Source organism: Fictibacillus sp. b24 (genome assembly GCF_030348825.1).
Lineage (GTDB): Bacteria > Bacillota > Bacilli > Bacillales > Fictibacillaceae > Fictibacillus.
Genome location: NZ_JAUCES010000005.1, coordinates 3,556,526 through 3,581,035, shown reverse-complemented (window position 1 = coordinate 3,581,035; position 24,510 = coordinate 3,556,526). Strand labels below are relative to the sequence as shown.

The 24,510-nt window shown below is 39.9% G+C and carries 21 protein-coding genes; 15 read left to right on the top strand and 6 right to left on the bottom strand.

Translation table 11 applies throughout. The features are described from left to right. Positions 1–21: 21 nt before the first annotated feature. Positions 22–984 carry a LacI family DNA-binding transcriptional regulator gene (locus QUF49_RS18835; protein ID WP_289497218.1) on the bottom strand — a complete coding sequence of 321 codons (963 nt, stop codon included), beginning with the start codon at positions 982–984 and terminating at the stop codon, positions 22–24. A 391-nt stretch (positions 985–1,375) separates the two neighbouring features. Here QUF49_RS18835 and QUF49_RS18830 point away from each other — a divergent pair, with 391 nt between their 5' ends. From QUF49_RS18830 to QUF49_RS18775, 12 genes are all read left to right on the top strand, one after another. Further along, complete coding sequence (locus QUF49_RS18830) at positions 1,376–2,137, top strand: threonine/serine exporter family protein (protein ID WP_289497217.1); 762 nt, start codon at positions 1,376–1,378, stop codon at positions 2,135–2,137. Positions 2,138–2,152: 15 nt separating this feature from the next. Beyond that, positions 2,153–2,608: a threonine/serine exporter family protein gene (locus QUF49_RS18825; RefSeq protein ID WP_289497216.1), complete on the top strand. Its 456-nt coding sequence runs from the start codon at positions 2,153–2,155 to the stop codon at positions 2,606–2,608. Between the two features lie 671 nt (positions 2,609–3,279). Next, on the top strand, positions 3,280–4,758 hold the full coding sequence (locus QUF49_RS18820) for an alanine/glycine:cation symporter family protein (protein ID WP_425590481.1): 1,479 nt from the start codon (positions 3,280–3,282) through the stop codon (positions 4,756–4,758). 109 nt (positions 4,759–4,867) lie between these two features. Next, complete coding sequence (locus tag QUF49_RS18815) at positions 4,868–5,866, top strand: cation diffusion facilitator family transporter (RefSeq protein WP_289497215.1); 999 nt, start codon at positions 4,868–4,870, stop codon at positions 5,864–5,866. 411 nt (positions 5,867–6,277) lie between these two features. Then, positions 6,278–8,035, top strand: a complete 1,758-nt coding sequence (locus QUF49_RS18810) for an ABC transporter ATP-binding protein (RefSeq protein WP_289497213.1) — start codon at positions 6,278–6,280, stop codon at positions 8,033–8,035. Beyond that, complete coding sequence (locus tag QUF49_RS18805; protein WP_289497212.1) at positions 8,001–9,800, top strand: ABC transporter ATP-binding protein; 1,800 nt, start codon at positions 8,001–8,003, stop codon at positions 9,798–9,800. Before QUF49_RS18810 ends, QUF49_RS18805 begins: the two co-directional genes overlap by 35 nt. A 130-nt stretch (positions 9,801–9,930) precedes the next feature. Then, entirely contained in the window at positions 9,931–11,199 is a 1,269-nt protein-coding gene (locus QUF49_RS18800) for an ATP-binding protein (RefSeq protein ID WP_289497211.1), read from the top strand. 43 nt (positions 11,200–11,242) lie between these two features. Beyond that, entirely contained in the window at positions 11,243–11,413 is a 171-nt protein-coding gene (locus QUF49_RS18795) for a hypothetical protein (RefSeq protein WP_289497210.1), read from the top strand. Positions 11,414–11,690: 277 nt separating this feature from the next. Then, the gene (locus tag QUF49_RS18790; protein ID WP_289497209.1) at positions 11,691–13,187 is read left to right on the top strand and encodes a phytoene desaturase family protein; all 1,497 of its coding nucleotides are present in this window, start codon (positions 11,691–11,693) and stop codon (positions 13,185–13,187) included. Next, on the top strand, positions 13,184–14,623 hold the full coding sequence (locus QUF49_RS18785) for a phytoene desaturase family protein (protein WP_289497208.1): 1,440 nt from the start codon (positions 13,184–13,186) through the stop codon (positions 14,621–14,623). Before QUF49_RS18790 ends, QUF49_RS18785 begins: the two co-directional genes overlap by 4 nt. Before the next feature lie 5 nt (positions 14,624–14,628). Further along, positions 14,629–15,471 carry a phytoene/squalene synthase family protein gene (locus tag QUF49_RS18780; RefSeq protein ID WP_289497704.1) on the top strand — a complete coding sequence of 281 codons (843 nt, stop codon included), beginning with the start codon at positions 14,629–14,631 and terminating at the stop codon, positions 15,469–15,471. Positions 15,472–15,823: 352 nt separating this feature from the next. After that, positions 15,824–15,970 (top strand): hypothetical protein, encoded by a 147-nt coding sequence (locus QUF49_RS18775; protein ID WP_289497207.1) that lies wholly within the window; start codon positions 15,824–15,826, stop codon positions 15,968–15,970. Between the two features lie 31 nt (positions 15,971–16,001). On the opposite strand, the gene QUF49_RS18770 is transcribed toward QUF49_RS18775, so the two are convergent. The 5 genes from QUF49_RS18770 to QUF49_RS18750 all read right to left on the bottom strand — a co-directional run bounded on the left by QUF49_RS18770 (position 16,002) and on the right by QUF49_RS18750 (position 21,563). Next, the gene (locus tag QUF49_RS18770) at positions 16,002–16,505 is read right to left on the bottom strand and encodes a GNAT family N-acetyltransferase (protein ID WP_289497206.1); all 504 of its coding nucleotides are present in this window, start codon (positions 16,503–16,505) and stop codon (positions 16,002–16,004) included. A gap of 132 nt (positions 16,506–16,637) precedes the next feature. Further along, positions 16,638–18,110 (bottom strand): phytoene desaturase family protein, encoded by a 1,473-nt coding sequence (locus tag QUF49_RS18765; RefSeq protein WP_289497205.1) that lies wholly within the window; start codon positions 18,108–18,110, stop codon positions 16,638–16,640. Then, the gene (locus QUF49_RS18760) at positions 18,107–19,222 is read right to left on the bottom strand and encodes a glycosyltransferase (protein ID WP_353958322.1); all 1,116 of its coding nucleotides are present in this window, start codon (positions 19,220–19,222) and stop codon (positions 18,107–18,109) included. Before QUF49_RS18760 ends, QUF49_RS18765 begins: the two co-directional genes overlap by 4 nt. Further along, entirely contained in the window at positions 19,219–20,055 is an 837-nt protein-coding gene (locus tag QUF49_RS18755) for a carotenoid biosynthesis protein (protein WP_289497204.1), read from the bottom strand. The genes QUF49_RS18760 and QUF49_RS18755 overlap by 4 nt, the downstream gene beginning before the upstream one ends. A 2-nt stretch (positions 20,056–20,057) precedes the next feature. Continuing rightward, positions 20,058–21,563, bottom strand: coding sequence for a phytoene desaturase family protein (locus QUF49_RS18750; RefSeq protein WP_289497203.1), 1,506 nt, complete (start codon positions 21,561–21,563; stop codon positions 20,058–20,060). A gap of 258 nt (positions 21,564–21,821) precedes the next feature. Here QUF49_RS18750 and QUF49_RS18745 point away from each other — a divergent pair, with 258 nt between their 5' ends. From QUF49_RS18745 to fni, 3 genes are read left to right on the top strand one after another with little or no spacing between them, the layout of a single operon-like run. Continuing rightward, a complete protein-coding gene (locus tag QUF49_RS18745; protein WP_353958321.1) occupies positions 21,822–22,925 on the top strand; it encodes a glycosyltransferase in 1,104 nt (367 codons plus the stop codon). Beyond that, positions 22,926–23,438 (top strand): glycosyl-4,4'-diaponeurosporenoate acyltransferase, encoded by a 513-nt coding sequence (locus QUF49_RS18740; protein ID WP_289497201.1) that lies wholly within the window; start codon positions 22,926–22,928, stop codon positions 23,436–23,438. It abuts the gene before it with no gap. Further along, complete coding sequence (fni, locus tag QUF49_RS18735; protein WP_425590480.1) at positions 23,428–24,483, top strand: type 2 isopentenyl-diphosphate Delta-isomerase; 1,056 nt, start codon at positions 23,428–23,430, stop codon at positions 24,481–24,483. Before QUF49_RS18740 ends, fni begins: the two co-directional genes overlap by 11 nt. Positions 24,484–24,510 lie beyond the last annotated feature (27 nt).

Below are 24,510 nucleotides of genomic sequence, written 5' to 3'. Positions count from 1 at the left end.
TTTAAAGAACTAGCTTTTTTATTAGACTGTCTTTCTTTCAATCAAACGCACCTGTATTTCCTCATGTGAAACTTCATCGCCGTTTAATGCTTGATTAAAGAGCTTCTCTCCTACAAGTGTAAGAGGGACTTCTAATGTTGTGATGTGCATCACTTTTGAAATGGGCTGGTTGTCAAAGCTCATAATGGCAAGCTCTTGTGGAACCAGTATGTTTTGATCTCTGCAGCTTGCTAAGATTCCTGCAGCTACTTGGTCACTTGTAACAAGTAAGGCAGTGGGACGGTACTTCATCTGTAATAACTCTTCTACAATCTTATATCCATCTTCAACGTTAAAACTGCCTGAAAAAACAAAACTAGGTTCATAAAGTAATTCGTGTTTTGCTAAAAAACCTTTATACGCAGCATCTCTTTGGCTGCTGTTCGTTCCTGATTGACGTCCTATCGTGTAACCAATCTTTTTATGCCCTTTCCCGTACAGGTAATCAAGGGCTATATTGAAGCTTTTATAATGATCAACAAATGTGGAAGAAACATTTTTATTCCTTGAATCTTCACATAAAATAATGGGGCCATATTCTGAATACTCCTCAATGACTTTCCACTCACAAATTCTTGAACAGATGACTAGTGCATCAATTAGTTTATCTTCTAGCATCTTTAAGGCTTCTATCTCTTTATTTTTTTCATAGTTAGTCTGAATCAAAACGAGTTTGTAGTTGTGAGCCAAAGCTGCGTTTGCTATTCCCTCTATTAAAAGTCCAAAGTATGGGTGGTTTGAAAAAGGAACAACTACTCCGACTAAAAATGTTTTCCCTGTACTTAAATGAACGGCATTGATGTTTCGATGATAGTTGTATTTCTTCATTGCTTCTTTAACAGCCGAGACTTTTTCAGCACTAACATATGGCTGGTTGTTGATCACACGGGACACGGTGGTAACGGAAACTCCAGCCATTTTAGCAATATCTCTTATATTAGCCATGCGTTCACCTGCTTCTGAAAAAGTTTTTCTTGCTTTGAAACGCGTTTCATACCATACGCTTTGCGTAAGAAGATAAGGAGGGAAAAGTATGTTGATTTTTTCAGGAATTATAAGTCTGATCGTTATGTGCCTCTCTATAGTCATTTTTTCTTCGTTTCCCGTTTCTTTGCATGAAAAAAGCGGATCTAAAAAATTGAGGACAGAAAAAAAGGATCCATTCAGTTACTTATTTGAGGTTTATGGTGACTAATCCATAGCTCAATTGTAGTAACATCTGTAAACTTGTTCAACTCCATTGCCGAAAATAGATACAATCAGTTAAACTGTAAAAATATTAACTATCCGTTTTTGGATAGAATGATGGTAAGTAATTAATTGGAGAGTATGCTTAATGGAAATGGAGAACCAAGAAACTTATGACATAATGGCCGTTTGTCTATTAGCGGGCAAGATTATGCTGCAAAGTGGAGCGGAGACATATCGTGTAGAAGATACAATGATGCGCATTGCGGCTTCTTTTGGTGCTTATCAATCGCATCCTTATGTAACACCAACAGGTATACTTTTTTCAGTCGAAGGTTCAGAGCCTACAAAAACAAAGCTTATTCGAATTGTGGAACGTACAACAGACTTAGAGAAAGTAGCCCAGGTTAACGGAATATCGCGAAAAATAAGTGCTGGGGAATACACAATCGAAGAAGCGTACAAAGAACTTAAGAAAATTAGTGAATCAGGATCTCCTTATTCACTCTGGATTCATGTGTTAGCTGCAGCCATTTCTTCAGGGTGTTTCTTAATCATGTTTCAGGGGGATTGGGGAGACTTTGTCCCTGCTTTTATTACAGGGGGATTAGGTTTCTTATCTCTTTTGTATTTTCATCAGCTCGTTCCTATTAAATTTTTCTCAGAGTTTTCTGCTTCACTATTAATTGGCCTGCAGGCACACTTGTTTGTCTCAACAGGAATTGGCGAAGAACTTGATAAAATCATTATAGGTTCAGTAATGCCGCTTGTCCCTGGATTGCTCATAACAAATGCTGTTCGTGATTTGATGGCTGGACACCTGATCTCGGGACTGGCTAAAGGCGCAGATGCGTTTTTAACAGCTTTTGCAATTGGAGCAGGAATCGCAGTTATGTTTTCATTTTTTTAAGGAGGAGCGTTTTCGATGACGATTGTTGAACAAATTATTACAAGTTTTATCGCGTCGGCGGCTTTTGTTATTATTTTTAACGGGCCTAAACGCTCACTATTTCATTGCGGACTAGTTGGTATGATTGGTTGGATCTTTTATTTTCTCTTAGAATCAAATGGGGTGGACATGGTATTAGCAACCGTTATTGCGGCGTTTTCAATAGCCATAGCTTCACAATATTTTGCAAAAAAATATAAAACACCTGTCATCATTTATAGCGTAGCAGGAATAATACCACTTGTTCCAGGGGGTATAGCCTATAATGCGATGCGAAACTTTGTGCAGAATGATTATAACTTAGCCATTAATTTAGCAGCAAAGGCTTTTATGATATCAGGCTCTATTGCCATAGGACTCGTTTTTTCGGAGGTTATTAATCAGATCATACGAAAATCAAAGCTGAAGACGATTGTAAACAAATCACAGTAAACGTGTAATGAATGTTGATAGGCTAAACCATCTGATAACCGGATGGTTTTTTTGTTGCCTGCTAAAAAGCAAAGAGTTTGTCTGTGAAATATGATAAGGCTTTTGCGTAAGTTAATTAGATTTGGCTGGGATTGGGATAGTTGGATTTTGTCGAAATTTATCAACTCGCCGATATATGGACAAAACTCGCTGGATTATAGTTAAATCTCGCCGGATTATGTCTGATATTTCTAGAATTAAATCAAATATTTCTTGAATTAGTTATAATTATACCAGCCAGGGTATAAGGGGAACCCGTTCTGAGAGCCTTAGCTACACCTATTTTGGTTCTTGCGCATACAACTCTTTAATTTAAGGAACAAAAACGGTAATTTTCGTGCTGAAATTAGATGGATTTACATCGAAACGCATGAATTATAAGACCCTTTCACTTTACTGCTTACATTCTACTATTAATTTGTTGGATTCTGGGATTCAACTAGTAACTTGTACACGACTAAAGATACAAATGTCCATACTGGAAAGAATTTTATCTTGTTTTCTTACCAAGGCTAACGTCATAATAAGATAATAAAATTGTTCATATATTGTCACAATTTGTAATCATATATGATTTATTTTATAATTAAAAATAGATAAAATTTTCAGTCAAATACAAGGGGGTAAAGTTTTTGAGCAACTTTGAAACGTTTGTAGGAGATGCAGTCGCGATTCTTTGGAGTCAGCCGATGATTTATTTTTGTTTAGGTGTAGGGCTATTATTTTCAATTTTAACTAGATTTTTGCAAGTGCGGCACTTTAAAGAAATGATCAAACTTATGATGGAAGGTAAAAGTTCGAAAGCTGGTGTTTCCTCTTTCCAGGCTTTAGCGATCGCGCTTTCTGGCCGTGTAGGAACAGGTAACATTGCGGGAACAGCAACAGCGATTGGCTTTGGTGGACCTGGTGCAGTATTCTGGATGTGGATGATTGCATTTATTGGTGCGTCCAGTGCATTTGTTGAATCAGCACTTGCTCAAGTATATAAAGTAAAGCAGGATGGAGAGTATCGTGGTGGACCTGCTTACTATATTGAAAAAGGAATCGGCTGGAAGTGGTACGGTATCATTTTCGCCATTTCAGCATTAGCTGCTATGGCATTACTAATGCCTGGAATTCAGTCAAACTCCATTGCTGCAGGGCTTGATAATGCTTTTAACATCAATCCATCTGTGACGGGTATTTTCTTAGTTATCATTTTAGCGGCTATTATTTTTGGTGGTGTTAAACGTATTGCAAATGTTGCACAATACGTAGTTCCATTCATGGCAATCGGCTATGTATTAGTATCGTTAATTATCGTTGCTTTTCATATTCCGCAGGTTCCAGAGGTGCTTTCTCTTATTTTCAGAAGTGCATTCTCATTTGATTCTGCATTTGGCGGAATTGTTGGTTCAGCTATTATGTGGGGAGTTAAGCGCGGTATTTATTCCAACGAAGCAGGACAAGGTACTGGTCCTCATCCAGCTGCAGCTGCAGAGGTGTCACACCCTGCGAAACAAGGTTTAGTTCAAGCATTTTCTGTATATATTGATACATGGCTTGTATGTACAGCTACGGCATTCATGATTCTTTTTACAGGTATGTACAATGTTCAAAATGAAGCAGATAAAACGTTTATTGTTGAGAATATTCCTAACGTTGAAGCAGGTACTGCATTTACACAAGAAGCGATTGAATCTGTACTACCTGGTTTCGGTTCTGGCTTTGTTGCTGTATCACTATTTTTCTTTGCGTTTACAACAATTATGGCTTACTACTATATTGCAGAAACGAATATTGCTTACCTCATGCGAGGCCGGAATAACAGAATTCCGATGTTCTTGCTGAAGATTGTACTGTTGGGAACAACGTATTATGGAGCTGTAAAGACGGCAGACCTTGCTTGGGCACTAGGAGATCTAGGTCTTGGTATCATGGTTTGGCTGAACTTGATCGCCATCTTAATTTTGGCAAAGCCAGCACTTCGTGTATTAAAAGATTACGAAGAGCAGAGAAAAGCTGGACTCGATCCGGTCTTCGATTCTACAAAACTTGGCATAAAGAATGCTGAGTATTGGGAAGGCGGATATAAAGAACCTGCTAGCCATTCAAAAGAAAAAGTATCATAAATGACGTTAAAACAGGCTGTTTTTTACAGCCTGTTTTCTTTATGGGTTTAAATTACCTTCATTACAGGAATTCTTATAGAAAAGACATAACAGGAGTGGAGGCAGACCTTTGATCAATCTACTTAAAAAAGGAAATAAGTCGTCTGGAATTGCCGCATTAGGAAACACCGTACTCGCTATCGCTAAAGGAATTGCTGCCGCAGTTAGTGGAAGTGGTGCCATGTTTGCGACAACACTGCATTCAGCTGCAGATGCCTTAAACCAGGGATTCGTCTTTTTCGGAAGTGCTCTTTCTGAAAAAGAACCGACCAAGAAATTTCCGTCAGGCTTCGGCCGTGTTGTTAATCTTTTCGTACTGGTTGCTGTGATCGTCGTTTCAATCATGGCTTACGAAACGATATTAAAAGGGTGGAAGCTCATACAAGATCCGCATCCTTCTACAAATCTATTATTAAATATTGGAATCATGGTATTAGCCATCTTGGTAGACGGATTTATTTTAATAAAAGCAATGAAGGAAATCGTACATGAAACACGAAGTGATGCGACAGGGTTAGGAATCGTAAAAGAATCCTTTAAAAATGTTGCCCTGGCTGCACCGCCAACCCGCTTAGTATTTTACGAAGATTTAATTGCCACATCAGGTGCATTGCTTGCTCTGATTTCAATCGTACTTGCAGACTTAACGGGTGCTTATATTCTGGACGGAATCGGAACACTGTTAATTGGTATATTGCTTGTAGTTGTAGCGTTTAAACTTGGCATCGAAAACACTCGAGGGTTAATCGGTGTCGCTGCACCAAAAGTGGTGGAAGATCGAATTGCAGAGACGATTCTTTCAGATAAGGACGTTGTAGATATTAAGGAACTGCGTATTCTGCAAGAAGGGCGAAGATATCATGTTGAGAGCTACATCGAGCTAAAAGAAGGATTTACGCTGGCTGATGCTGATGATATAAAATTCCGTGTAAGAGATACGCTGCTAGAAGACCCTGATATCGGTGACGTTACAATGGGAATTCTGGAAACGGACCATGTGAAAACGTGGCCGAAAGAAGCTGACATTGAAGTGAATGGAGAAGAAGATGTGACCGAGAAAACCCGCTAGCATACTAGCGGGTTTTCGTTTGCAAAGTCTCTTTTCTAAAGATTGTTGCTAGAGGCATTTTGTTCAATTCTCTCCTTTGACAAGTTGATTGGAGTGCAAGGTGCGTACCTACCACCTGAAAGACTTCTCGCTAGGTATGCGACGAGGAAGCTTACTACGGTAGCATTACTTGTAGACGCAGGAGCAAGAATACTTTCTTGACTCGGCAGGTGAGACACTTAAGGGCGCAAAGCGGCAAGTGGCTCACCGCACGCCCCGCGGAAAGCGAGCATCCTGGAACGGAAATCAACAACACTCATCTTCATTAATGATCAAGAGAAGTCGAAATAGTTAATTATTTTCATAAAAAAGGATAAAATAGTAGTAGATTGTTAAGTTTGTTAAACATCGGTGACGTTCGGGGGCTAACTTATGTGGAGAGTGTTTTCTTATTTAAAAACGTACCGGTTCGCGATCGGAGCAGCTCTTTTTTTGACTCTAATGGAACTAGGAGTTGAATTACTGCAGCCATTAATAATGGCAAAGATCATTGATGACGGTATTTTAAAAAGCGATTTGAGTGTAGTTAAGTTTTGGGGAACAATGATGTTTGGTCTTGCATTAGTTGCTTTTGCAGCAGGAATTGCGAACTCGTTTTTCTCAGCTCATGTCAGTCAAAACTACGGTTTTGATATAAGGCGGCTCGTGTTTGAAAAGGTGCAGTCTTTTTCGTTTGTGAATTTTAATAAATTTCCTGCTTCATCTTTAATCACTAGGATGACGAATGATGTGACACAGCTTCAGAATACCGTATTTATGAGTTTGCGGATCATGCTGAGAGCACCGCTTTTATTAGCAGGTGGAGTGATCATGTCTCTTATCGTCAATTGGAAGCTGGCTATGGTGTTAGTAGTGGCATTGCCGTTTCTATTGTTTTTTCTAAAATGGGTTCTTGGAACTGCCGGCAGCATGTTTCGGGATGTGCAAGATAAACTGGATGGCGTGAATCGTGTTATGCGTGAAAACTTAATGGGAATGCGGTTAATTAAGGCTTTTTTGAGAAGAGACTTTGAAAAAGACCGCTTTGAACAGGCGAGCGACGATTTAAAAGTACGTACCGTTTCATCTCTTAGATTAATAGAAGTTTCAATTCCAGTCTTGTTGTTCGTTATGAATATTGGGATTTTGTTCATCCTTTGGTTTGGTAGCCGACAGGTGAACTTTGGCACGATTGAGGTAGGGGAAGTTGTTGCGATCGTAAACTACTCTTTCAGAATTTCATCCGTTCTGACGATCATTTCTTTTATTATTATGGCTTTTTCTCGTGCAAAAGCGTCAGCTCAACGTATTGGGGAGGTACTAGATACGGAAGTGGATCTGATCGAAGCCGCAGATACTGACCAGTCACTATCATTGAAACAAGGAGCAGTGGAATTTAAGAATGTTTCTTTTTGCTATCCGGAAAGTGATGTACCTGTTTTGCAAAATTTATCTTTTTCAGTAAAGCCAGGAGAGACGTTAGCGATCCTTGGTTCAACGGGTTCTGGAAAAACCTCGCTTTTTCAGCTGGTGCCTAGACTTTATGATGTTACAGCTGGTGAAGTGCTGGTTGACGGTAATAATGTAAAGGATTATCCGATTGAGACACTCCGAAAAGGAATTGGTGTTGTTCCACAGGAAGCAGTGCTATTTACAGGTTCAATTTCTGAAAACATCGGCTGGGGAAAAGAAGGAGCAAGTCAAAATGAAATTATTATCGCAGCTAAAGATGCTCAAATTCATGAGACAGTAGAAAAACTGCCAAATCAATATGATACAAGAGTAGGACAACGGGGTGTTAACCTTTCTGGCGGGCAAAAACAAAGATTGTCCATTGCCAGAGCGTTAGTCCGCAAACCGAAAATTTTAATGCTGGATGATAGTACAAGTGCACTGGATCTTAAGACAGAAGCAAAGCTGTTAAAAGCGTTAAGAACCTATTCATGTACAACGTTTATTATTACGCAAAAAATAAGTACAGCAATGGAAGCCGATCATATTCTGCTTTTAGATGATGGTGCCGTAGAGGCCTGGGGAACACATGAAGAACTCCTTAAAACATCACAGCTGTATGTCAGAATCGTGCAATCTCAGTTTGGGGAGGAGGACTTTCAGCATGTCAAAGGGTTCAAACAGACCTCATCCACATAATCATTTATTTGGAGAGAAAGTAAAACCGAAAAACTGGGCAAGTACAATAAGGCGTATTGGAAGCTATTTTTCTAGTCAGAAATGGCTGTTAAGTTTGGTGCTGCTTATGGTGATCATAAGCTCTGCATTAAGCTTGCTCGGACCTTTTTTAATCGGAATGGCCATTGATTCTTATATTGTAAAAGAGAATATGGACGGATTAAATAAATTGCTGATCGGCCTTGTTTTTGTCTTTGTCGGCCAATCTCTTTCCATCTGGCTGCAAAACTATTGGATGATTGGAATTGCACAGGATACCGTATTAAAAATGAGAAATGATTTATTTAATCAATTTCATCGGCTCTCGATTTCATTTTTCGATAAACGGCAGCACGGTGAATTGATGAGCCGGATTACAAACGATATTGAAAATGTCAGTTCAACATTAAATAGTTCCTTCATTCAAGTGTTCTCCAGCATCCTCACGCTGATTGGAACTGTTGGTGTAATGATTTATTTAAGTCCTATTCTAACGCTCATCTCCCTATCAATCGTCCCCTTGATGTTCTTTGGATTAAAGTGGATTACAAAAAGAACAGGTGCAAGGTTTAAAGAACAGCAAAGAAATTTGGGTGAGATCAACGGTTATATTGAAGAAATCACTTCTGGACAGCGCATTGTAAAATCTTTTTCACAGGAAAAGAGAGTCATTGAAGAATTTATGGTAAAAAATGAACGCTTGAAAGAGTCGGGGTATTGGGCTCAGACGTTCTCGGGTTTTATTCCTAAATTGATGAACGTTCTAAACAATGGAAGCTTTGCTTTAATCGCGGGGATCGGGGGAGTTCTTGCTCTGAATGGAAAAGTATCCATCGGTGTAATCGTCATATTTGTTGAGTATTCGAGACAGTTCACACGGCCTCTTAATGATCTGGCGAACCAGTTTAATACGCTTTTGTCAGCTGTTGCAGGGGCAGAAAGGGTTTTTGAGATTCTAGATGAATCACAAGAAGAAATGGATGAGACAGGTGCTATTGAGCTGTCTTCTGTAAAAGGAAAAGTAGATTTTATTGACGTTGCTTTTTCCTATGAAAAAGATGAGAACACGGTAAGCGGATTGAGTTTTTCTGTAAAAGAAGGAGAAACAGTTGCCCTAGTTGGTCCGACTGGTGCGGGTAAGACGACTATTGTGAACCTGCTTTCACGGTTTTATGATGCAGATTCTGGTCAGATCCTGATCGATGGGAACGATATAAAGAAAGTAAAACGCAGCTCACTTCGAAGTCATATGGGATTTGTACTGCAAGATTCCTTTTTGTTTGAAGGAACGATAATTGAAAATATACGGTACGGAAGATTAAATGCTACAGACGAGGAAGTTATTGCAGCTGCTAAACTGGCTAATGCTCATTCGTTTATTACAAAACTGCCAAAGAGCTACAAAACGGTATTGAACCAAGAGGGAAGCGGCATCAGTCAAGGCCAAAAACAGCTCTTATCAATTGCACGAGCCATTTTAGCAGATCCTTCTCTTCTTATTTTAGATGAAGCAACAAGCTCTATAGATACGATTACAGAGATGAAAATACAAGAAGCCTTGCAGCGCTTGATGCAGGGGAGAACGAGTTTTGTTATTGCACACAGATTGAACACGATACAGCAAGCCGATCAGATTCTTGTTCTCCAGGACGGGGGCATATTTGAAAAAGGAACTCATGAAGAATTGTTGAATAATAAAAAGTTCTATTATTCTTTGTATCATAGCCAGCTGAAGCAAGATGCTTAACGCTGTCGATAATTACTACTTAAGTCTTATAAAAACAATGCTTTAGTCATAAAAAAAGGGAGATTCTTGGAGGAATCACCCTTTTTTTGTCGTATTCTTTAGACAAGCCATTTGAACTGGGGAGTAGACGATGATTGTAGAAAAGCTGCTTTTACATGTATTAATTGTACTTGTACCAGTATTAATCTATAGCTTAATGATCGAAAATCGAAAAATTGGAAAATCCCCATACTTTTTAGGTTTCTTATACGGAGCATCGGCATCTCTTAGTATGTACTTTGCTTATTATGATGCATCGCTATACTGGGATTTGCGTTATGTTCCAGTCGTTTTGGCTTTCTTTTACGGTGGTCCGATCTCTGGGATAATCACGATCACTGCGCTTATGATAACAAGAACATCGATGGGCGGGGAAACACTCTTTTTAGCTTACATAACGGCAGTGCTTTCATGTGCGGTCCCATACTTAATGTATAATTATTTTTGGAAATCCCCACCGAAAAAAAGAATCTCTCTCTCTATTATCATAGGGTCTTGGCCAGCTTTTGTTCAGCTTATCATCCTCTTGATTTACCTTTACTTTAATAAAGGGTTCGTCGAACTTAATCAAAAATTGCTTTTATACATAACCGTTTTTGGCATGATACAAATAATAACTGTTGTTCTTACCGCTATTTTAAATGAAGCTGTGATTGAGCGTAATCTGATGAAAGATGAGATCAGGCGCTCTGAAAAGCAGCACACGCTCGGTGAACTTGCAGCCTCAATCGCTCATGAAGTTCGAAATCCTTTAACGGTTGTCAAAGGCTTTCTACAGTTAATGGAAGGTGAGGACGAACGGCATAAGAATTATTATCCCCTCATTTTAAGTGAGCTGGGAAGAGCGGAGAACATTATAAGTGATTATTTGAATTTTGCTAAACCAGAATTTAAGAAGATTGAATCGTTTTCTCTTCCGCTTCTTGTTATGGAATTAAGTATTCTATTAAATCCTTATGCTCTAAAAGAAGGGATATCGCTGACTCATACCATAGAATCAGATGCTGTTATTACCACGGATCGTAATCAATTAAAACAAGCGCTGATCAATATTTTGAAAAATGCTGTTGAAGCAACTCCAAAAGAAGGGCGAGTTTCGATTAAGCTCATTGAAGATGGAGAACATGTAAAGATGATCATAAGGGATACGGGGAAAGGAATGACAAAGGAACAGCTTTCGCGTGTAGGTTCTCTGTTTTTTTCAACAAAAGAAAAAGGCACTGGATTAGGCACCATGGTGTCTGCTCGCATCATTGAGTCTATGGGGGGAAGAGTGGATTATACGAGCAAGCTGGGCAAGGGAACAAAAGTAAGTGTAACCATACCTTTAAAAATGATGTTTGATGAACAGCCGGTTTAAAATTGGTTATAAAGGGGAAAATGCTGAGAAGAGGTGAAGCAGCATGGATAACTTTATGTCTGATCTTTTTCGGTTTTTAGGCGGCTTCTTAAATGTCAGCTTATTATTAGTAGTCATTATTGTTATACTGATCGTTCGAAAAGCTAGAAAGAAAAAGCCGAAAAATGAAGAAGAAGACTATCTTAATCATAAAGAAAGACATTCAAAAGAATAATATTCGAAAAGCCTGCAGAATCTGCAGGTTTTTTTTAATTTGTCGAGTTTTATGTTTTATGTTTAAAGTTTATTTCATTTAAATATTTGAGAAGGTTTTCCATCTTTTTCGTCGAAACTACTTACATACCATATGTGAATTCGCACACATCAAGAGAACTTGTTTTTGAGTGTGTTTTTTATATCTTTTAAATTTGCCAATCGTTGAACACTCATCGTATAATTTTTGTATAATGCTATGTATATATTTTGTAAAGTTAGAAGGAAGGTATGTAAACATGAAATCTGTAGCTGTAATTGGTGCGGGACCTGGTGGGTTGACGGCAGGGATGCTTTTAGCCAGCAAAGGTTATCAAGTAACAGTATACGAGAAGCAACCGTTTATCGGAGGACGTACTTCTGCTTTACATAAAGATGGTTATACGTTTGATCGAGGTCCTACTTTTCTGAACATGCCTCACATCTTGGAGGAAATGTTTCACCTAGCCGGCCGGCGATTAGAAGATTATATAGAATTAAAAAAGCTTGAGCCTATGTATCAGCTTAAATTTAAAGATGCCGTAATAGATGCTACGACAGATCAATCGGTTATGTATCAAAACATTGAAGAAGCTTTTCCGGGTAATGGCGAAGGTTACAGATGTTTCATGAAGAAAGAAAAAGAAAAATTTGAAGCGTTAATGCCTATTTTGCAAAACAAGCATGATTCGCTTTTGGATTATCTGCAGCTTAAATTTATAAAAGCATTACCAAAGCTAACGATTACGGATTCTCTGCATGATCAGCTCTCCACTTATTTCTCAGACGAAAGACTGCGTCTTGCTTTCACGTTTCAGGCGAAATATTTAGGTATGTCACCGTGGGAATGTCCTGGTGCGTTTACGATTTTATCTTATATGGAACACGCATATGGGGTATATCATCCTGTCGGCGGTGTTAATAAGATCACAGAAGCAATGGCAAACGTCATCAAAGAGTATGGCGGAAAAGTCATTACGTCATGTGGAGTGAAAGAGCTGGCTATTGAAAAAGGGAAAGTTAAGGGGCTTCAGCTGGATTCAGGTGAAACGGTGTATGCCGATGAAGTGATCGTTAATGCAGACTTTGCACACGCCATGGAAAAGTTGATGCCTAAAGGTTCTACGAAGAAGTATACGAGCGACAAATTAATGAAGAAGAGCTATTCTTGCTCGGCGTTTATGCTGTATGTTGGCGTGAATAAAAAATACGATCTGCCTCATCATACTATTGTTTTTTCAGAAGACTATAGAAAAAACGTCGAAGAGATTACGAAGAAAAAAATCTTATCTCAAGACCCATCCATTTATATTCATAATCCTTCTGTTACAGATCCAACGCTTGCTCCTGAAGGGAAGTCGGCTCTATACATCTTAGCACCAGTTCCTAATAACTTCAGTATGATTGACTGGGAACAGCACAAGCATAAGTTTAGAAAACTGGTTCTTCAGCAGCTTCAGGAACGAACAGAGTTTAAAGATTTGGAGAAGCATATTGAAACAGAGCATTTGTTCACTCCGCTTGATTGGGAAACGCAGCTTCAAGTTTATAAGGGAGCAACGTTTAACCTTGGGCATCAATTAACTCAAATGATGTACTTGCGACCGCACAATAAACAAAAAGAGGTAGAAGGGCTGTGGCTCGTAGGTGGAGGAACACACCCCGGCAGCGGTTTGCCTACCATTATGGAATCGGCTCGGATTACGACAAGAATGATGACAGAAAAACATAGTGCTATGGAGGTTAAATCAGTATGAATGCTGGGATAGTTGGCGGAGGGATAGGCGGCTTAATTACGGCACTCTACTTAAAAAAGCAAGGTAAGGAAGTTACGATCTATGAGAAAAGCTCTAGCCTAGGGGGCAGGCTGAACTTTTTTAAAAAAGAGGGATACAGAATTGATAGTGGACCAACCATCGTTCTGCTGCCTGAGATGATTTATGAAATCTTAGGTGAGATTGGCATTGGGCGTGAAGAATTAGAATTAATTCCTTGCAACCCTATGTACAAGTTGAACTATCCAGATGGATCTCACTTTTATAAAAGAAGTGATCTTCCTGGACAGTTGAATGAAATTACTAGAATGTATCCTGGTGAAGAACAAGGTTTTTTGAAATATGTAACGGATATGTATGAACGATTCCATCAAGGAAAAACAGCATTCTTGGACCGTTCCTTTGTGAACAAGAGGGATTTTTGGACACCTAAAAATCTGCATACACTTACAAAACTGAAAGCCTATCAATCCGTTAAAAAACTAGCAGAAGCTTATTTTAACCACCCTAGAATGCAGGAGGCTTTTTCGTTTCAGACACTGTATATTGGCGGATCACCTGAAAATTCCCCTGCTATGTACTCGCTCGTGCCGTTCAGCGAGCATGCTCATGGCATCTGGTATGTAAAAGGCGGATATGCAAGTATCGTAGATTTATTACAAAAAAGACTTGATGAACAAGGTGTGCATATTAAAGTGAATACTCCTGTGAAATCCTTATCTTTAAAAGGAAATGCATGTAACGGTGTGGTCACAAAGGAAGGCACTCAATTGCACGATATGGTTATTTACAATGGTGACTTTCCAGGAATTCATAATCTCATTCCAGGTCCTAAGCCAATTAAAAAAACCTTCGAATCTTCTTCCGGATGCTTTCTGTTGTACCTAGGGCTTGATCAGACATATGACGAAGCAGATGTTCATCAGTTCTTTATGACTGATTTCTTTGACGAACATATGCAAGAAGTCTTTGTGCGTAAAAATCTGCCGCGAGATCCCGCAATCTATACGTTTTATCCTTCTAAGATAGATCCTTCTCTTGCTCCAGAAGGAAAAAGTGTACTTTACGTGCTTGTTCCTGTTCCATCAGGAGATACAGTGGATTGGGAGTCTGAAAAGCAAGCTTACGCTGATTTTATATTGAAGCGATTGGAAGGCAGAGGATATCCAGGGTTAAAGGAAGCTATTGTTTGGAAAGAGATTCGAACACCAAATGACGCACTCACAGATGGGTTATACCAAGGAGGCAGCTTCGGTATTGCTCCAACGTTAAAACAATCTGGTGTGTTTCGGCCTCAGATTAAACCTCTGCCATATGAAAATTTGTATGCAGTTGGTGCATCCATACATCCTGGTGGAGGTGTACCAATCGTAATGCAGAGTGCAAAACATCTCGCAAAATATCTTGAAAGGGCGTGAAACAATTGGTAACGGTTCAGGAATCTTATTCTTATTGTGAAGAAGTCATTAAAATTCATTCTAAAACATTCTATAAAGCATTTTCATTTTTGCCTGAAGAGAAGAGACGTGCCGTTTGGGCCGTTTACTCATTTTGCAGAACTGTAGATGATATTGTAGATGAAGGTGAGCGGCCCCTAGAAGAGCTTGCTATTTTCAAAGTACAGTTTCAGCAGTTCCTAAAAGGGGAAATTCCTGCATCCAAACCAATGTGGATCGCACTGCAGCATGTTTTTCAGCAGTTCGAGATGGATGAACAAGCGTTTCTGGATATGATCAAAGGACAAGAAATGGATCTATACAAGACGCATTATGAAACCATAGAAGAGTTGGAATACTACTCTTACCATGTGGCTAGCACGGTTGGCTTGATGCTGCTGCCAATTCTTGCTCCTGAACATAAAGATGTCCTTCGGGAAGGTGCTATTTCTCTTGGGATTGGGATGCAGTTTACAAATGTACTGCGTGATGTTAGAGAAGACTTAGATCGCGGCCGATTGTATTTGCCTTTAAGCGTAATGGATGAACATGGCTATACAGAAGATGACTTGAAAAAAGAAGTGGTCGATAATCGATTTATTGCTGCATGGGAAAGCATAGCGCTTCGTGCGGAGGTGTTTTATGAGAAGTTTAACGAAACACTGGAGCATTATCCGATTGATGCAAGGATGCCTGTTCAGCTGGCGGCCATTTATTATCGGGAGATTTTAAACAAAGTCCGCAAGCAAAATTATAAAGTGTTTAGCAGCAGAGCATTTGTATCGAGTGAGGAAAAAGGAGATCTTTTAAAGAAGATTGCTGTGAAATGATTATTTAGTTTTGTTATTTTAGGAAGCTCTTGAAAGAGTTGATTTCTGCTCCAGGATGCTCGCTTTCCGGGGGGCGTGCGGTGAGCCTCCTAGCGCTTTGCGCTGTTAGGAGTCTCACCTGTCCCGCTGATCCCCCAGGAGTCTCGCACCTTGCGCTCCAATCAACTTGTCAATGAAGAGAAGGGCAAAAACTCTTCAGTTAACAGATATAGGAAACACAAGAAACACAACATAAAAAGAGCTGGAAAACAGGTTCAGGGGAGCTGTTTTTCAGCTTTTTTGTTATTTCTGTGTATCTATACTTTTTAAAGCGCTCTTTTCTATTGCTTTCAAATGTTGTCTTCTATGATTGTTGATTGAAGTGGAAGGTGCGAGACTCCTGCGGGACAGGCGGCAGGTGAGACACTTAAGAGTGAAACGTACAAATGTGGCTCACCGCCTGCCCCGCGGAAAGCGAGCACCTAGAATGGAAATGAACTACTTTCAAAAACAACACTGAAAAGCAAAAGCTGCCTACTTATTATTCAATACTAAAGAAACAACACCATATGTTCTTCGTCTATAAACTGACCATCCACTTTTAGTGCTTTTTCTTCGTATCCATATGTTTTAAAACCTAGTGCGGTATAGAGGTTTTTTGCTTTTTCATTATCAGCTGCTACGGTTAGATTTAATTTTTCAATAACAGGAATGCTTTTTGCATGCTCGATGGCAGCTTTCATGAGAGCCTTTCCTGCTCCTGCTTTACGGTTCTCGGTACTTACATACATGGCATAAATGTTGCCTCTATGCTGCATCTTTAACACTTTTTCTTGAACTAAGGTAACGTTGCCGATGAGTTTCCCTTTAACAAACATACCAAATGTGTAGCTTCCCTCTTCTTGTAATCTTTCTGCTACTTGCTTTATTGGTTCTTTTCTTTGCAATGCTTCTTCATAGCTTGAAGAGAAAGCTTCGGGGCTTAATTTCAGTGCCTCTAGGCGAAGCTCCCAGTAGGCTTCTGCGTCTTCGGGTTTTAACAGTCGAACTTCCATGTTCCATCCCCCAATATAGTTTTAGAAAATAGTGTACCACAAAATGGAAAGTGTATGAAAGAAGTAATGAAAAATGAGCAAACGCCAGAGGGCGTTTGCTCATTTTTGAGGATTTATGATAATTGTGTGGGGTCAGACCCCTTTTAGCACTTCACGGGCGACATTGCGGCCGCTGATGATTACCATCGGAGAGCCGCCGCCAGGATGTGTCGTACCCCCAGCAAAAAACAAGTTGTTAATATCCTTAGAACGGTTAGAAGGGCGCAAAAATGTGTTTTTTCGTTTATTAGCGGATATACCGTATAATGCCCCTCGAAACGCTCCGAATTTACACTGAATATCATGCGGAGTGATCATTCTTTCCTGAACGATATGTGGTCTGATGTTCAGACCGAACGATTCTAAGCGATCATATACAAGGTTTTTGTAACGTTCATATTCAAGATTATTCTCTTGTTGGTTATTACGAATGGGTGGCGCGTTAACCAAAATAAACAGATTGTCCCCGTCAGGTGAAACGGAGGGGTCTGTTACGGAGGAATTTGAGATATAAATCGTTGGATCTTCTGGATACTTGCCATTAAACAAAGTCTCAAATTCTTGTCTGTAGTCTTTTGAAAAATACACTTGATGGTGAAGCATTTTATCCAGCCTTTTGTTTAGACCTGCTAACAGCACAAAGGCAGAGATTGAAGGAGAGTAACTCTCTACTTTCTTATTCGTCATAGAAGGTCTATAGTGCTCTTCTACGAGCTTGGGATACGCTTCTAATAGATCACCGTTCATTACAACGGCATCAAATTCAACTTCATCACCATTCGATAGTATAAGTGTTTTAGCGTGATTGTTCTTCACGTGAATTTTTTTAACCTCAACACCTGAATACAGATGAACACCGCGTTTTTCTGCTAATTGCGCCATACTTTCAGCGATTTTTACATTGCCTCCTTTAACGTAATATACACCTTGAATCATCTCTAGGTATGCAATTAATGCAAACGTCGCAGGAGCATGGAAAGGTGACGAACCAATATAGGTCGCATAACGGTTAAAGGTTTGGAGAAGCAGGGGGTGCTTAAAATACGCATTGTGGAAGCTATCCATATTTTGCATCGGCCTTACCTTCATAAAAGCGCGAAAAAGAGAAGGAGACAGGTAGTCTTTCATACTTGTAAATGTTCTTGGGAAAAATTCTTTTTCAGCTAAATGATACAAACGCGTTACCTCATCAAGGTAATCAGGATATTTTTGTGCAGCATATGAATCAAGTTTATGAAGCTGACTCACCACTTCATCGAGGTCAGTAGACATATCAAACACTTCACCGCTGCTGCTTATGTTCCGAGTATGTGTTTTTAATGGTATCCATTCAAAATAGTCTCTAGGATTTTCACCAGCATCTACAAATACTTGGTCAAAAACTTGAGGCATCGTGATTGTGTTAGGTCCAAAGTCAAACGTGTGGGTACCTAAAGTAACAGGCATCAATTTTCCGCCAAAATGATCGTTTTTTTCATAAACATGAACTTCGCAATTCTGCAAAGCAAGTGAAATAGCGGCTGACAAACCGCCGAGACCGCCTCCGATAACTGCAATTTTTTTCATTGATAAAGACGCCCCTTCCATTCGTAGCCTTGTTTTTTTAGCCCGCGCCACATAGAGGCGTTCATAAGAACCACCAATCCTATTGCTGATAACGGCATGAGCAAGGAAAGGAATGGTCTTTGTCCCGTCAATAAGTCCACATATGCCTTTTGCATTACGGTGAGCAGGTACGGCATGACCCATAACAGTTGATGAGTGACGATGCCGTAAATCGATAACAGTAGTGGTGCTATGTAAAAGACGCTATAAAAGAGAGATAAAAATATAACGAGTAAGATAGATCGCCCTAACCCTGGAAAAAGATTCTTCGTAAATCCGTTCCATACTTCTTTATTGCTGCGGTACATATAACAAGAAACGTACTCCGTAACGTTTGCAAGCACAACACGGTAATTTGATCGTTTCATTGCTTTTGCTAAGTCTACGTCATCTACGAGCGAACTTTTTATCACAGCATGACCGCCTATACCGTGATATGCCTCACTTTTAAACAGCATAAACGCTCCGTGTGCGGCTGTTGCTGGAGGCCACTTCATTAAATTTGCAAGAAAGAGAGGCAGATGAAACAGTATTACGAAATGCTGCAGTGGAACAATAAGTTTCTCGAAAAACAAGGAAACAGGGAATCTTGGAAAACCTGAAAGCAGACTGGCTTTGCGTTTTTTTAATAATGTGAGTGAAGCTTGAATCGTTTGGGGATGCAGCCGAACATCTGCATCTACAAACAGCAGGTAATCGCTTGAATCTGATTGACTAAGCTGGTGGCATGCATGAACTTTTCCAGCCCAACCAGAGGGGAGCGGCTTACCTTGTATAACCGTAAAACGCTCGTCACCATCAATTTGCTCAAGAAGCTTCTTATATGTTCCATCATCAGAGTGATCATCTAAAATTGAAAACGAAATGTTACGATACGTCAGTCCTTTAAGTGTAGAGACAAGTCCGGCGACATTTCCCTCTTCATTACGCATCGGTACAAAAACAGCAACCCTCTCTGAATGATCAGCCCTTGGTGAGGGCTTTTTTAGAGAGGGTAAAAAGAAACTATTTATGATTGTTGCTGCCAAAAAGGTTAAGGAAAGCGCAATAAAGAAGACTATCAAGAATATCACCTTTTTCCAGGACTGTATGCTGTGTTGTTATGAAGCTCTAATGGTTTATTTTTTAATCGATACAAACTCAATATGGCTAAACTTAATACCGTCACACCGATAGATGCTAAATAAAGTTGTGATGTGAATCCTAACAAAATAAACATGCTCATGACCATGATGAAAACAGCTAGAGTGCGAGAATGCCAGTATGGATGAGTGCTTGTTGTGGTTTTCTTTGCAGCATACAAACCAATCACTAATAGGACATGAAACAAGCTAGCTAAAAGAAACCAGCCAACAAAGTTTTGAAAAGGAATTCCATAATAAACCCCGGAGCCATCCCAAAACCAGTATCCTTTCACAAGATAAGCTACTGGATCAATGATACCGTCCATCACAACCGCAATGAGCGCACCCGTTATGATATAGAGTGGCAGCCGTATTGCTTCTTGAGCCTGAAACGGCTTTACAATACCACCAGCGAGTGCGTGAGAGACTGCTAATATCATCACCCACGCAAAGCCGATAGCTATCGGAACACTTAACCAGTTTAATCCCAGTTTGTCGCTATAATCATAGTGGCCGAAAATTACACCCGTTTTTACCCCGATACTTTCTGCTACAATACTTCCGATCAGAACAATGACCGTGAAAATGGCACCGAAAACACCATATGTCCGATAAAAATAAAGGCCTCCTAAAATGCCGCATAATATCAAGAACACACTGTTTGCCCACTCCAAAGATGGAGGGAGAATATCAAAAACGAGAAGTATTAACCCTACGCTGTACCAAAAGATAAAGAACCGGAAGAGTGCTTTATCTAAGGTGCCATGATGTGCTGTTTGCAATATTACCCGATCTCCTTTGAAACTGTTTTTAAATCTTCTCCAATTAAATCTGCTGTCAGCTGACCCGATAGCGTTACCATTGGTACACCACCGCCAGGGTGTGTAGATCCTCCGACAAAATATAGGTTTGTAAATTGATTGCTTCGGCTAGGAATCTTAAATCCACCATTCATCTTCCGGTCTGTTCGAATGCCATAGATGGAACCGCCATTCGGTCCGTACAGCTCTTTTAACGTGTCAGGTGTAAATGTATATTCCCACTCCACATGCTGTCTTAGATCAGTCGCTCCCATTCTTTCGAGCTTGTTCAGCACGAGTTCACGGTAGCTTTCAAGGTTGCTTTCCCATGTTTCTCCTTCTTTTAAAGGCGGAACATGTGTAAGGACGAACCAGTTATCTTTCCCTTCAGGAGCTTGGCTAGGGTCAGATTTTGAAGAAATACCTACATACACTGTAGGGTCATCAGCTAGAATACCAGTGTTAAAGATCTGATCGAATTCTCTCTCCTGACTTTGGGAGAAGAAGAAGTTATGATGAGCAAACTCATCGTACTTTTTATCGACACCAAGCAGCAATACTAATCCAGAAACGGTAGGTTCAAACTTGCTAAGATCTTCCGCCGCCTTTTTAGCCTGCGGGTGGTTGGAGAGAAGCGTCTTATAAGCTGGAATAGCTTCTAAGTTAGATACAACGATATCTGCATAAAGCTCATCTCCGTTCTCAAGCTTCACGCCTTTAGCCGTCGTGCCTTCCGTTAGAATGCCAGCCACTTTATGGTTCGTTCGAACATCAACGTTGAGTTCTTGTAGAACACTCTTAATAGATTCGGCGATTTTATACATGCCGCCTTCAACATAATAAATGCCAAGGCCTAATTGAACATGAATCAGCTGTGAGAGAACAGCTGGAGCTTGGTATGGGGAGGAACCGATATACATGATGAAGAAATTAAACAGTTGTTGCAGATGCTTGTCTTTAATAAACTTCTTCGTTGCCTGATCCATAGATTTAACGGGATCCATGGCGAGAAGTTCTTTGAAACTATGAAGAGCACGCAGGTCGTTCAATCCGGATAAGCTTTTCTTATAAAAGCTCTTCATGCTTAGCTCGTACATCTGGCTGCAATAATCGAGATATTTGAAAAATGAGGCCGCATCTTGCGGGTTTACTTTGCCAATTTCTTTTAGCATCTGAGGCAGATCGCTCGTCACATCAATAACGGTGCCATCTTCAAAAAAAGTTCTCCATTGTGGTTCGATGCGCTGGATGTTTATGTAGTCGTGGATGTTCTTTCCAGCAGATTCAAAAAGCTGTTCAAGCACCCAAGGCATCGTTAAGATCGAAGGCCCTGTATCAAACGTGTACCCTTTACCAGATCGCTGATTAAGTTTACCGCCAATACGCTCATTTTTCTCGAGTACAGTTACCTCGTGTCCATCAGCTGCTAAACGAAGAGCTGCTGATAATCCTCCAAGTCCGCCGCCTACAACTAAAACTTTTTTCTTCATCAAACTCCTCCTCGGTATTGGTTATAAAAAGTTACTAGTGTTTCTTAGCTGTTGCTGTACGACTGTTCATCTGTATTGTATAGTTTATGTACAACGGTTGTAAAATTATTGGACACTTAATAAGCACATCATGTAAAAATTCCTTTAGTTTTCAGTTCTTGACTGAAGTTGGATATTCCTCTTTTTTCAAGAATTGTTTGAAAAAAGAATACAAAGCCCAAGCTGTAAATAAAAGGTTTAAAAAAGGAGACAGTCGACATGTTTTCAACCATTATATATTTGTCAATCATGTGGCTTTGTGGGTGGTGCATGCTTATGAATATCCGTGTCCTAACCTTAAGTACTCCCAGACGATCCCAGTCTGTTTCGGTTATTATTCCCGCTCGGAATGAGGAGGCAAACTTGAGAAATTTATTGCCTTCTTTATTGAACCAAAGTGTGAAGCTTCATGAAATTATTGTTGTTAATGATGATTCTGAAGATAGGACAGAAGAGGTTGCACGAGAGTCGGGAGTAACTGTAGTAAAGCCTGATTTTCTTCCGAGTGGGTGGCTAGGTAAACCTTGGGCTTGCTGGAACGGAGCAAACCATTCATCTGGAGATCTTTTGTTATTTTTAGATGCGGATCTTACACTGGAAAAAGACGCAATAGAACGTTTATGCAGCGAATGGGAATCAAGAGGCGGCATTATTAGTGTTCAGCCTTATCACCAAATGAACTCTGCTTCAGAAAGACTTTCTTCTCTCTTTAACATGATCGTGATGGCGGCTATGCAAAGCTTTACATTGTTTCGTAAAAAACCTGCTGGTGCGTTTGGCCCTTGTCTCCTGATTGATCGAGAAACCTACACGAAAATTGGAGGGCACGAAGGAATTAAACATCAGGTTCTTGAACATATGGAAATGGGAAGGGTTGCTTTGTCACAGCAGGTTAAGGTTACTTGTTTTGCAGGGTATGATGCTGTTTATTTTCGAATGTATCCAGAAGGGCTGAAATCCTTGTTTTATGGATGGTGTAAAAGTTTTGCGCTAGGTTCATCTAAAACGCCTTTGATGCCTCTGATATTGTCTGTAGCTTGGATCACGGGAGGAATCAGTTTAACTCTTCAGCTGCCATTTTTAGTTTTTCAAGAATTTAGTGAAGTCGTTGTTTGGTGCATCTTTTATATACTCTATATGATTCAAATTAAGCTATTGATGCGGAGAGTGGGTACGTTTACATTTCTGACGGCATTATGGCACCCTGTACACTTTTTATTCTTTTCGATGGTGTACGTTTGGTCTTTTGTTTTGAGTGCGATAAAAAAAGAAGTAAAGTGGAAGGGAAGAGAAATTTCCGTTTCAGAAAAAGGAGATGTGTAGATGCTGGTTGAACTTTCGCCGTTTTGGACGATTGTGATTAATATTTTTGCCTGGCTAGTTCTTCATTTAAGTGTGGCATATATCATACACAAAATCCCGTTTTCCTATTTAACAATAGAGCGGAAATGGGACTCACCTTTTAAATGGGAAAGAAACGGACAAAAGTATGAAACGTTAGGAATACGCAAATGGAAAACCATCCTGCCAGATGGTGGTGATTTTTATCGTGGAGGTTTTGCAAAGAAAACCCTAGAGAAGGATTCTGCTGAATATTTATCTCAATTTTTAGCGGAAACTCGTCGTGCTGAATTGACGCACTGGCTTTCCATGCCGCCTGCCTTATTATTTTTCTTATGGAATCCTGTGTGGATTGGAAACATCATGATTGTCTATGCGATTTTGTTTAACCTTCCATTTATATTTATCCAGAGATACAACAGGTTTAGATTGATTCGGATCCTAACCTTGAAATATAGATCGCTTGAACGAAAAAGGAGGAGAGGTGTTGGATAAGTTGGATCATTCGAAGGACCTTACAGAAAAGCGAAAAACAGAACATATTCATATTAGTTTAAATGAAGACGTTGAAGGCAAAAACATTACAACTGGTTTAGAGGAATATCGCTTTGTTTCGAATGCATTGCCTGAACTTTCTTTTGACGAGATTTCTCTTTCGGCTGCCTTTTTAGATAAAAAGCTGCGTACACCTTTCTTAATCAGTTCGATGACAGGCGGAACTGAAACTGCCTATAAGATCAATCGGAATCTAGCAATGGCTGCTCAAGAAAAAGGGTGGGCAATCGGCCTAGGTTCAATGAGAGCTGCAGTGGAGAATGAGGATCTTGGCTTTACGTTTCAAGTTCGCAAATGGGCGCCTGATGTACCAATTATCGCGAATATTGGTGCTGTTCAGCTCAATTATGACTTTGGATTAGCACAGTGTAAAAAAGCAGTCGAGATGGCGGAAGCCGATTTTCTTGTATTGCACTTGAATACCTTGCAGGAAGTTTTCCAGCCAGAAGGAGATACGAACTTCTCCAATCTGCTTTCTAAAATAGAAAAAATCTCGCGTTCTTTACATGTACCGGTTGGTGTAAAAGAAGTAGGAATGGGAATTGATCAAGAAACTGCTGAGAGACTTATATCAGCTGGGGTTCAGTTTATTGATGTTGCTGGAGCAGGCGGAACATCATGGATCCAAGTGGAGAGTTTCCGTTCAAAAGATGACATAAGAAAAGAAGCAGCAAAGGCCTTTTTGGATTGGGGCATTCCAACTGCCGAAAGTATTGTTGCCGTTCGGAATGAGAATAAGAATATTCCGCTGGTCGCGAGCGGTGGATTAAAGCACGGTGTTGATGCGGCAAAATCAATTGCATTAGGGGCAAATCTTGCAGGGTTTGGGCGATTGCTCTTACATTCAGCAGTAGAAAAAGACGCTGATGCATTGCTCGTGCAATTGGAACGAATTGAATTTGAGTTCAAAGCTGCCATGTTTGGGATTGGTGCTGAGAGTATTGAAGAACTTGCTAAAACAAAACGGCTGGTTAAGAAATCATAAAAAAGCGCTCCTGTTTTTGCAGGAACG